The organism is Dyella silvatica, from assembly GCF_026283955.1.
GTDB lineage: Bacteria > Pseudomonadota > Gammaproteobacteria > Xanthomonadales > Rhodanobacteraceae > Dyella_C > Dyella_C silvatica.
Window position 1 is genome coordinate 1 of the sequence record NZ_JAPDPE010000161.1, and the last position, 9,970, is coordinate 9,970.

Annotated in this window: 12 protein-coding genes; 3 read left to right on the plus strand and 9 right to left on the minus strand. The window is 58.0% G+C overall.

Annotated elements, in window-relative coordinates; genetic code table 11:
* Window positions 1–146: 146 nt before the first annotated feature.
* Window positions 147–308, plus strand: a complete 162-nt coding sequence (locus tag OUZ52_RS21220) for a hypothetical protein (RefSeq protein ID WP_266160569.1) — start codon at window positions 147–149, stop codon at window positions 306–308.
* 1 nt (window position 309) lies between these two features.
* Here the strand turns inward: OUZ52_RS21220 and OUZ52_RS21225 are convergent, their stop codons facing one another.
* The 3 genes from OUZ52_RS21225 to gspN all read right to left on the minus strand — a co-directional run bounded on the left by OUZ52_RS21225 (window position 310) and on the right by gspN (window position 2,581).
* Entirely contained in the window at window positions 310–693 is a 384-nt protein-coding gene (locus OUZ52_RS21225) for a hypothetical protein (RefSeq protein WP_266160570.1), read from the minus strand.
* 3 nt (window positions 694–696) lie between these two features.
* Window positions 697–1,491 (minus strand): inositol monophosphatase family protein, encoded by a 795-nt coding sequence (locus OUZ52_RS21230; RefSeq protein ID WP_266160572.1) that lies wholly within the window; start codon window positions 1,489–1,491, stop codon window positions 697–699.
* 304 nt (window positions 1,492–1,795) lie between these two features.
* Window positions 1,796–2,581 carry a type II secretion system protein N gene (gene gspN / locus OUZ52_RS21235; protein ID WP_266160573.1) on the minus strand — a complete coding sequence of 262 codons (786 nt, stop codon included), beginning with the start codon at window positions 2,579–2,581 and terminating at the stop codon, window positions 1,796–1,798.
* A gap of 127 nt (window positions 2,582–2,708) precedes the next feature.
* Here gspN and OUZ52_RS21240 point away from each other — a divergent pair, with 127 nt between their 5' ends.
* Window positions 2,709–4,067 carry an adenosylmethionine--8-amino-7-oxononanoate transaminase gene (locus OUZ52_RS21240; RefSeq protein WP_266160574.1) on the plus strand — a complete coding sequence of 453 codons (1,359 nt, stop codon included), beginning with the start codon at window positions 2,709–2,711 and terminating at the stop codon, window positions 4,065–4,067.
* An 81-nt stretch (window positions 4,068–4,148) separates the two neighbouring features.
* Here OUZ52_RS21240 and OUZ52_RS21245 read toward each other — a convergent pair whose 3' ends face one another.
* Window positions 4,149–4,442 carry a hypothetical protein gene (locus OUZ52_RS21245; RefSeq protein ID WP_266160575.1) on the minus strand — a complete coding sequence of 98 codons (294 nt, stop codon included), beginning with the start codon at window positions 4,440–4,442 and terminating at the stop codon, window positions 4,149–4,151.
* A gap of 229 nt (window positions 4,443–4,671) precedes the next feature.
* Here OUZ52_RS21245 and OUZ52_RS21250 point away from each other — a divergent pair, with 229 nt between their 5' ends.
* On the plus strand, window positions 4,672–5,406 hold the full coding sequence (locus tag OUZ52_RS21250) for a 16S rRNA (uracil(1498)-N(3))-methyltransferase (RefSeq protein WP_266160576.1): 735 nt from the start codon (window positions 4,672–4,674) through the stop codon (window positions 5,404–5,406).
* Window positions 5,407–6,006: 600 nt separating this feature from the next.
* Here OUZ52_RS21250 and OUZ52_RS21255 read toward each other — a convergent pair.
* The 5 genes from OUZ52_RS21255 to OUZ52_RS21275 form a co-directional block, all read right to left on the minus strand.
* A complete protein-coding gene (locus OUZ52_RS21255; protein ID WP_266160578.1) occupies window positions 6,007–6,390 on the minus strand; it encodes a hypothetical protein in 384 nt (127 codons plus the stop codon).
* 528 nt (window positions 6,391–6,918) lie between these two features.
* Complete coding sequence (locus tag OUZ52_RS21260; protein WP_266160579.1) at window positions 6,919–7,230, minus strand: MafI2 family immunity protein; 312 nt, start codon at window positions 7,228–7,230, stop codon at window positions 6,919–6,921.
* Window positions 7,231–7,324: 94 nt separating this feature from the next.
* Entirely contained in the window at window positions 7,325–7,564 is a 240-nt protein-coding gene (locus OUZ52_RS21265) for a hypothetical protein (protein WP_266160580.1), read from the minus strand.
* A 117-nt stretch (window positions 7,565–7,681) separates the two neighbouring features.
* Window positions 7,682–8,206: an Imm42 family immunity protein gene (locus tag OUZ52_RS21270; protein ID WP_266160582.1), complete on the minus strand. Its 525-nt coding sequence runs from the start codon at window positions 8,204–8,206 to the stop codon at window positions 7,682–7,684.
* 2 nt (window positions 8,207–8,208) lie between these two features.
* On the minus strand, window positions 8,209–9,970 hold a 1,762-nt coding region (locus OUZ52_RS21275; protein ID WP_266160581.1), incomplete at its 5' end, for an RHS repeat-associated core domain-containing protein.

Here is a 9,970-nt window from a genome sequence, read left to right on the forward strand (position 1 = left end):
GACCGGGGCACATGCGAATTAATTCCGTTGAATCAAGCACATCGAGTCAACATAACGCTTAAACATGACCCGACAATCAAGCAAGGCCCACGAAGCTGCCCAGCGATGGATGCCATCCGAGCGGCCATGATGAAGCGCAGGCGTCATTGAACGAGCACACCCGCGAAAACCAGCGTATTCGCAGCGACAGCTCACACGATGCCGGCCAACGCCAAGCGGCGCTGGGGCAACGGTGGCAGCAGACATGGCAGCAGCCCGAGTCACTGCAAGCCAGCTCCATGGAACAAGCGGGCCTGTGGCATGGCTAGCTCAAGGCAAGGCAGGCGGGCGACGCGTCGGTTTGGGCCGGCCGGAAAACACGGCCCATATCAGCAAGGCCATCATGATCACGTGCATCAAACTGTTGCACAGGCCCCAGACCCCGATCATCAATTGAATCGCGGTGTGGCTTTGATCTTCCGCATGCATGGCGTGAGGCATGTACCAGCCATAGATCCAGGTATTGATCAGCGAGGACAGCAACTGGATCGAACAGGCAATCAAGGTTAGCAAGGCGGCGCGCGGCGCCCGCTGCCACATGACCATGGCGATGATCGCGCCCACCACCGCTGCGATCAGCATGGGACTATTGTTCAACAGCATCATTAAAAACGTGGTCAACTCTTCCACGGATAGGTTTTGCGCTGATTGCATTGATCAAGACTCCCTTGCGATCGACGATGAAAAGCGATGTAGCGCTTGCGCATGAATAGCCGGCGTGCCGGCCAGGACGCTGCATGTATCCAGGCTCGGCGAATGGCCGTCCAAATCGGTGAACACGCCGCCGGCTTCGCGCACGATAACCGCCAGCGCCGCGACATCCAGAATATTCAGATCCGACTCCACCACCAGATCCAGGCTGCCGCGAGCCAGTAAATGGTAATGACAAAAATCGCCATAGCCGCGGCTGCGATTGCAGTCGCGAATCAGGCCACCCATGGCCTGCCAGCGGGCATCGCCGGTCAGCGACTTGATATTGCCGGTGGAAATCACCGCTTGCGCCATCTCGCCGGTGGCGGCCACATTCACCCGCTCGCCGGCAAACCAGGCTCCAGAGTCAGCGCTGGCCCACATGGTTTCGCCATAAATCGGCGCGCTGGACACACCAAGCACCAGCTCGCCCCGTTGCATCAAGGCAATCTGGGTAGAAAAAAACGGCGTTCGCCGCACAAAGCTCTTGGTGCCATCGAGCGGATCGACCAGCCATAGCAGATCTTGATTGCCGCCATCATGGCCAAATTCCTCGCCATAAATCGCCGCCCCCGGCAGTGCCGCCTGCAACACCTTGCGTATGGCGAGCTCAGCCTCGCGGTCTGCCACCGTCACCGGTGTGGCATCGCTTTTCAGCTCCACCTCGACACCACGCCGCCAGTAATGCAACAGCACCTCGGCAGCGGCGGCAGCGGCTTCACGTGCGGCGTTCAGGGCATGCGCTAAGTCCAGTGTGCTCATAGGGATCTCGGGAGTGTCTTGTTGATCTGGGTCGAGTTTGAGGCAAGGGACTGACCCCACCCCAACCCTCCCCTGCACGCAGGGGAGGGAGTTGCATGAGGCGAGCGCCGACGCCTTCGAAGCGCACAGTCGCTTCCTCCTCGCCGATACGCCTTAGCCCCTCCCCCTGTCTGTCCCGAAAAGGGGACTCTCTTCGGTCGCAGGGGAGGGTTGGGAAGGGGTGTGCTCTTGCGCCAAATCATCACTCGATCATCTGCCAACAAAGCCGCCGACGGTAAGCAACCCTGCCACAACGCACGGCCCCTCATGGCTTACCCTTGTCGCCGGCCGCCTTGACCAAACCACCGCTGCCCTTGATATGCACCGAGCCATCGGCATCCGCCCGGCCCAGGCCTTGCAACCACGTCTGCAAGGCAGGATTACCCCCACGCGGCTTGGCATTGACGCTGTAACGCCAGCCCAGCGGACTCAAGCCCAGCTGACCATCGAGCTGCAAGGGGCCGCTGCCGCCATCGCGCAACTGCCCCTGGATAACGCCTTCCTGCCCTTGCGCCTGCAGCTGGATTTCACCCAACGCAAGCACGCCTTTGCTGGTGCCCACCGCGGCCTCGCTCCAGCGCGCCTTGCCATCCAGTTCCAATGGCCAGCGCCCCTGCAGCAGCACATGGGCGATGTCGATATTCACCTGCCCACGCAGCATGCTGCCCCATACCATTGCGTGATTGCCGAGCGAGTCGATATCGCCTTGCAGATGCAGCTGGTTCCACTCCACCCGCTGCGCATCGAGTTGATGCATATCGCCATGAAAGCTCAACCGCGGCCCATCTACGGCCACGCTAAAGCGGGTATCGCCCCACAAAGCAGCATGCGACAAATGCCATTCCAGCGTGCCCAGATCACGCCCATCCGCAGTCAGCAAGCGCCCGGCATGGCCATTCCATAACGTACCGCCCAGCTCATCCAGACGCAGGCCATGCAGCCGCGCCTCCAGCGACGATTGCACCCAGCGCGCAGGCAAAAACCAAAGCAGCAACCCTAGCGACAGCAACAGCACAACCAGCGCGAGCAACATCGTACGCAACCGCTTCAAACTATGATCTCCTGCGTTGTCGCGCTCATCGGCAGTACCTGAGCGGCGAACCGTAGTGCGTGGCAGATCGCCCCACCCCGAGAGGCCGGGCTTGAGTCGCCACGTATGCAGCGTCGATGATAGCCGGATGAATCCACTCACAAGCAACAACCGGGCACTGGCCGAACGCGACCTGCGCCATCTGTGGCACCCCTGCACACAGATGCACGACCACCTTTCCATACCGATGGTGCCGATCGTGCGCGGCGAAGGCGCCTGGCTGATCGATGCCGATGGCCGCCGCTATCTGGACGGCATCAGTTCGTGGTGGACCAACCTGTTCGGCCACGCCAATCCGCGCATTGGCGCGGCACTGAAAGCCCAGCTGGACACACTCGAACACGTGATCTTCGCCGGCTTCACTCATGAGCCGGCGATTGAACTGGCAGAACAACTGGTACGCATCACCCCGCCGGGGCTGGACCGCGTGTTTCTGGCCGATAACGGCTCGGCGGCGATCGAAGTCGCGCTAAAGATGAGCTTTCACTATTGGCTTAATCAAGGCCACGGCGAAAAGACCCGTTTTATCGCCCTCTCCGGTAGCTACCACGGCGAAACGCTGGGCGCGCTATCGGTCAGCGATGTGGCGCTGTATCGCAAAACCTACGCCCCGCTACTGCTGACGCCCATCCTGGCGCCGTCGCCCGATGCCTACGAACGCGAAACCGGTGAAAGCCCGGAGCAGTTCGCCAGCCGCCGGCTAGGCGAACTGCGCAGCCTGCTTGAACGCCACGCCCACGAAACCAGCGCGGTCATTGTCGAACCGCTGGTGCAATGTGCCGGCGGCATGTACCACCCCAGTTACCTGACCGGTCTGCGCGCGCTATGCGATGAGTTCAACGTGCATTTCATCGCCGATGAAATTGCCGTCGGCTTTGGCCGTACCGGCACCTTGTTCGCCTGCGAGCAAGCCGGCGTCTCGCCCGATTTCATGTGCCTGTCCAAGGGGCTGACCGGCGGCTTTCTGCCGCTATCGGCGGTGCTCACCACCACGCAGGTGTACGAGGCGTTTTACGCCGAATACAACGCCGGCAAGGCGTTTTTGCATTCGCATAGCTATACCGGCAACCCATTGGCCTGCCGCGCGGCGCTGGCTACGTTACAGATCTTTCGCGACGAGCCGGTGCTGGAACGCAACCGTGCTTTGGCCGCCCATCTCGCCCGACGCCTGGCACCGTTGCGCGATCACCCCAACGTCGCCGAGGTCCGCCAGACCGGCATGATCGCCGCCGTCGAACTGGTGCAAAACCAAGACACTCGGCAGCCCTTCCCCGCCGACGAACGTCGCGGCTTGCGCGTCTATCTGCACGGCCTTGAACACGGGGCCTTGCTACGACCACTCGGTAACGTGGTGTATTTCATGCCGCCTTACGTGGTCACCGAAGCCGAGATCGACCATCTGGTCGATGTGGCCATCGCCGGCATCCAGCACGCGGTGCGCGGCTGATCCAAGCCGGGCGTACCCGCCCGGCAAACACCCATGGCACGTACTGCTATCGAGCCGGGCCAATGCCTCTGCCCGGCTTCTTCAGCGCCCGCGCACCGTAATGCTCGGGTCGAGCTTTTGTAGCGCCGGCCCAAGCTGCCGCTCGCCCGTGCGCTGAATATCGTCCTGCGTGTACACCCGCCCCGCCACCGGCAAACACTGGCCCGGCTTAGGCGGTATATGGCTGCCGGTATCACGCACGCAACGGTTGTCATTCGTCGTGGATTTAGCCGTGGCTGCCCCGCCCGGCGCGGTAGCGTCCGCCGCTTGCGCATACACCGCACCGACACCCAGCGCAGCGATCAAGCCGAAAGAAAACAGCGAAAACTTTGTCATGATGCAACTCCTCCAACCAAGCCCTTCTACAGGCACCGCTCCATGCTGCGCCGACCCTGCCTCACCGGCAATGAGCCGCGCCCCGGGTATCTCGCCTGGATTCAGCTTGCCGCGGAGATAACCCTCCCCCGCTCGCAGAAAAGGGCTGGATGGGGTGAATCCTTGCGATAAACCAGCATCCTCACGCCCATTCCTTCGCTATGCTGGCCTCTTTTGAACACATAGCCTCATGCGCACCATCCGTATTCATATCGACCAGCCGCTGCATGTCGGCGCCGAACTCCCGCTATCCACCCAGGCCAGCGAGCACGTCGCACGCGTACTGCGACTCAGCGCCGGTGACGCGATCACCTTGTTCAATGGCGACGGCAGCGACTACCCCGCCAGCATCCAAAGCGTAGGCAAACGCGAAGTCGTGGTGCAGGTGCACGCGGCACAAGCGCTGGACAACGAATCCCCCCTCTCGCTGACCCTGGCCCAGGGCGTCGCGCGCGGCGAAAAGATGGACCTCATCGTGCAAAAGGCCACCGAGCTGGGGGTAACCCGCATCGTGCCGCTGCTGACTGAGCGCTCGGAGGTCAAACTCGACCCCGCCCGCGCCGAAAAACGTCTGGCTCATTGGCGTGCCGTCGCCGCCAGCGCCTGCGAACAAAGTGGCCGCGCCCGCCTGCCGGAAATCACTCCAGCCCAGCCATTGGAAGCCTGGCTACGCGCACTCAGCGACGATGGTGCCCTGCGCCTTGCGCTACTGCCCGAGGGCACCCTGCAAGCGCGCGCCCTGCACTTTCAAAACGCCGGCGGTATGTTGGTGGTAGGCCCCGAAGGTGGCCTCGGCGATCGCGATGTCGCCGCACTGACAAATCATGGTTTCCAAGGCCTGCGCCTGGGCCCACGCAGTCTGCGCACCGAGACGGCGGGGCTAGCCGCCTTGGCGGCACTGCAAGCCCTGCATGGCGATCTCTAAATCAACCAGCTTCGCTACACCCCTTCCCCTGCTTGTCCCGAAAAGGGACCTCCTTCGGTCGCAGGGAGGTCTGGGGAGGGGCAACCTCGCGATAGCCCTAACCATCACACCCAGCAAAACTCAGCGTTGACGCTTACGTCATTCAACCCGCGGCAACGCACTTAGACAGGCAGCGCCACCAGGCCAAAGGTCGGCGGCGCCCAGCCCGTAGGCAACCGGCTTACTTGCTGTTCTTCTTCTTTTCCTGCTTAGCCGCCTTCTTTTCCTTCATGGTCTTGGCAGGCTTTTTCTTCTCGGCCTTCTTTGAATCCATACCCTTGCTCATGGCGCTCTCCTGATCATGGTCATCGTGGGTGGCATCGCTTTAACCGCATCGGCAGCACCCCTCCGCCGACACGCTGGCATTTAAGCGCGAGAAGGATCGCATGAACCGTTACGCGAGGTAACCCTGCCCTTACCGCCCATCCCACAGATCACAAATCCCGCCACACAGGGTGCGGTTATGCCTCGTGGCGAAGTAGGTTGGGGTGAGCGAACGCGGACCCCAACGCTTTGCGGCGACTTCCCATCCATGTTGGGCATCACTTCGTTCTGCCCAACCTACGTAAGCGGCCAATTTTTGTGGCGTTGCAATTGATCTACAGCCATAGCAAGCACCATGCCTAAGGCGTAGCACCACACCAAGCTAGATAGCCGATCGGACTGTTGAAGTGTTATGAACACATAAGTCCCGTGATCATTTACCTCAATCGGATTCATCGTCGTTGCGGAAGGGCGCCCCATACGCACATAGATGGCATAGAAGTAATCCCTTGCAACAAGTGAAGCTATACCAGCGAGCGCAGCCGCCACTTTAATGAAGTTGAATACGCGAAAAATCTTCATCCCAAGTGTCTCGTTGACCCAAGAAAAGTAGTCTGTAGCCGGAGGTAAGCGTAGGCGATCGTCAATGCTTTGCAGCGGCCCGTCTGTGCGGCCAGACATGAAGCGTTGCTATGTGCATGGCGTTTTGTCGGGGTTCGCTGCCCCAGCCTACAGGCCATCTGTCAAAAGCATAATCAATAATCAATCAACCCATCTATTACGCATTTTACTAGCGATTGCAGGTTAACGAGTCACTGCCTATCACCCCACCACCGACAGACTATCAACGCACACAGAAAAACAATCAACCACACCAAAGGATTAAATGCTCGATCCAACCAACGATCACTACCAGCAACCACGGCCGCCGTGGAAATAATGAAAACCGTCATTACAGTTATTTTTATTGCTCGCCAAATTAACGAATAATTCACTGACAAAACCTATTGCACTGAAGTTGGACATGCACAATCAATAGTCTTCGAAGTTTTCAATATGCTCGCGCCAACATAAGCTCCCGCAGATACATCCACACCATAGATAGTCCAGCGCATAGGTTGGGGTGAGTGCAAGCGACCCTCAATGCTTTGCAACGCTTCGCCATGCTGGGCATCACTCCGTTCGGCTCAACCTACTTGTTACATAAAGTCAGTCAACCTCACGACGCCGATACACCACTCTTTCCGGGTAACTCGGCATCATCAAAAGACCTGAAAACACCTCCACCCTTATTTGATAATCAAAATCACTACCCTCGAACGCCTCGAACTCCGCACCAGTGTCATTTATTTCATCGAGATCCACCTCATCCTGCACCTCAAGTACAAACCTTAAAATCCAAACATCGTTCTCATATAAAATTGAAACCATCCTGTAGTTTGGCGAAATAGTACCAAGCAACGCCTGCATCAGAGAGATCACTCTCCCATTCCAAACTTCAACCGGCGGATAGATGCTCATGAAATCACCGAACTTTAATCACATGAAATATTGCATAGATCTCTGGCAAACACTTTATAAAAATTTCAACCACTGAAATCAAGACGCTTACAAATTATGAAATATTCAACATCTTCGATTTTGCGATATTTATTGCATCAATAAATTCACTCATACTGAAAGTCCAAGGACCACCATCTGGATTGGGATAAATTTCTAACTCCAAATCACCCAAGCCCTTATCCTGCGATATTAGGGCAACAATTTTATTGTCATAACATATATCCGCCGTAAAAAACTTGTGCTCGCCATCATCGCCGACCGTTGAACTAAAAAGACCAACAGAATTTTTCATTTACCAAACCTTTCAAGACACACAGGCCGTGTCGAGCACGAACTAGCTGTAACGATGCGCATCTGGCTGGCATAGAAGGCTTCACTTCGCTGAACCAATCCACATGCCCACCACCAATTATCGGATCTTGTCTCCAGCCGAAACCATGGTGTCCTCCAGAAGCCGCACGGCGTCCGCGAAAACGCTTTCAAGTTGACCTGCGCCCAAGTACGCATCTTGGATATCACCATCACCTTCCCGCCAGACAAGCCGCTCCATACCCTGCTCATTCGTCAACATAAGTAGCGTGACCCTGTCGAACGATGACATTCCAATATGCGAGACGTGAAAGCGTTCATAGGTATCGCTATAGATTTCCTCTGCAAAGCCAAACGACATCTCTCGAGGCAATACTGAAGCTGCAAGGTATATGTAAGCCTGAACTTTATCCATCTCATAAAGGCCAGGCTCATATCGATTCATCGAGGACTCTACGAAATCACGCATCCAGTTCCAGCAGCCCTTCAAATCAACGGAGTCATCGTTTTCATCCCCAATTGAAGCTCCGTTCACCCAAAAAATATAGGTACCAAACACCCACCCGTCGTGGATACCCTTAACATCTATATGGACAGCGAACTTGTTTTTATTTCCTACGAGCATGATCAATAACCATTCAATCTATCTATTGCGTACTTGGTAATGTTTCTAGCCCCGTCACCCACTTCATCGATCCCACTGAAGTGCGCGGTGCCATCATTAGCTATCGAGTAACGATAAATCTGACCATCCGCATTCTTGCCAAACCAAGCCCTTGGATTAGTAGGAGAGTTAGGTACTGCGGAGGCAAACACACTTTCAGCATCACTTGGAAGGCGCGTTTTGGACCAGTTAAATCCAGGTCGTCCAGGTATATGCGCCGAGTTGATATGATATCGAGGCTTCGGGCCATTAAAGCGCGCTAATTTGCCAGCAGCTCCTTTGACGATACCCCCGGCCACCGGCGCGACCATTGCCACTTTGCCGAGGCTATCGAACAGGCTTGCAGCTATCTCACCCCTCGCCTCCGCACACGGGTCTCCAAGCTTCGATTGAATCCTGCCTTCCGACCGAGAAATCTGACCCAAAAGCTCGGCACAGAATTGTGGATCTCGCATGCAGGCCGCATCAACCGACGTCAGGCCGAACAATCCGAGTGGATCCACATTCCCATAGGGCGAGCCACCGACATAGCCATAGGTGCTTACGCCACCATCCAACCCAATCGGATCACTCTGCACATACCGCCCCGTCGCCGCGTCATAGCCACGGTGGATGTTGTCGCTGATCCCCGACTCCACATCAAAGTACTGCCCCGGAAAGCGCAGGTTGAAGGTGTAGCCACTCGCACTCGTCGGCGCCTGCTCCCCAAACGCAGTCCCCGCATAACTCCATTGCCACAACGTCGTACCGGTGGCATTGGTCACCGCACGTGGCGTGCCGAGCCCATCGGCATGAACATAGTTCACCGTGCTGCTGGCACCGGTGTTATCGATGGCTGCAATGGGCAACTCACCTAGCCACACGTAATCGCGCGAGCCACCGGCCGATTGCTCGGTCAGCAGACGCGAGGCCTCGTCATACCCAAAGCGCATATCGATCGCGCTTGGGAACGTCGCGGTCTTGCGCACCCGCTGCCCATTCGCATCGTAGGTATAGCTCGCCACATCCTGACCATCGCGGTTGACGGTCTCCAAACGATTACGGGCGTTGTAGCGATAGATGTACTGATCGGCACCGAGCTGATTGGTGACGGTGTTGCCGGCCGCGTCGTAGGTGCGCACAGCCGCACCGGTACTGAGCAGGTGGTGGGTGCCGCTGGCGTAGCTGTAGGCGCCGGTAGCGAAGAGGCCGCCGGTCTTGCTGAGACGATCGCCGGTCTTGCTGTAGGTATAGGCCTCGATCGCTTTGCCGGTGGGGTCGTTGATGCCGGTAAGGCGTTGCAGCGGATCGTAGGCGTAGCTCTCGCTGTTGGCGCCGCTCAGCGTGTTGATATTGCCCGCCGCATCGCGGCCCCATTGCAGATTGAGTGCCGGGCTGGTCACGCCACTGAGCTGGCCGTTGGCATCGAAGCTGCGGGTGATGGTTTGTCCACTGCCCAGGGTGTAGCTGCTGACCGGGCCGAACGGCTGGTAGCTGACGTTGCTGACCAGCGACACGGCGCTGCCGCCACCGGCCGGCGTGAGGCTGGCGGCAGTGATCTGGCCATTGCTGTTGCGGCTGTAGCTGACCTGGGCCCCGCTGGGATAGGTAAGGCTGGCGAGGCGGCTACCGGCGGTATAGCCGTAGCGGGTGGTGGCGGTGTTTCCAGCCACGGTCAGCTGTTTGCTGGAGCGACGGCCGAGACGGTCGTAGCAGTACACCGTGGTGGTCGTACTTTCGATGATC

What these genes read in the sequence shown, in the direction of transcription:
- OUZ52_RS21225 (WP_266160570.1), bottom strand. Translation starts at nt 693, where the DNA reads ATGCAATCAGCGCAAAACCTATCCGTGGAAGAGTTGACCACGTTTTTA.
- OUZ52_RS21230 (WP_266160572.1), bottom strand. Translation starts at nt 1,491, where the DNA reads ATGAGCACACTGGACTTAGCGCATGCCCTGAACGCCGCACGTGAAGCC.
- OUZ52_RS21240 (WP_266160574.1), top strand. Translation starts at nt 2,709, where the DNA reads ATGAATCCACTCACAAGCAACAACCGGGCACTGGCCGAACGCGACCTG.
- OUZ52_RS21245 (WP_266160575.1), bottom strand. Translation starts at nt 4,442, where the DNA reads ATGACAAAGTTTTCGCTGTTTTCTTTCGGCTTGATCGCTGCGCTGGGT.
- OUZ52_RS21250 (WP_266160576.1), top strand. Translation starts at nt 4,672, where the DNA reads ATGCGCACCATCCGTATTCATATCGACCAGCCGCTGCATGTCGGCGCC.
- OUZ52_RS21255 (WP_266160578.1), bottom strand. Translation starts at nt 6,390, where the DNA reads ATGTCTGGCCGCACAGACGGGCCGCTGCAAAGCATTGACGATCGCCTA.
- OUZ52_RS21260 (WP_266160579.1), bottom strand. Translation starts at nt 7,230, where the DNA reads ATGAGCATCTATCCGCCGGTTGAAGTTTGGAATGGGAGAGTGATCTCT.
- OUZ52_RS21265 (WP_266160580.1), bottom strand. Translation starts at nt 7,564, where the DNA reads ATGAAAAATTCTGTTGGTCTTTTTAGTTCAACGGTCGGCGATGATGGC.
- OUZ52_RS21270 (WP_266160582.1), bottom strand. Translation starts at nt 8,206, where the DNA reads ATGCTCGTAGGAAATAAAAACAAGTTCGCTGTCCATATAGATGTTAAG.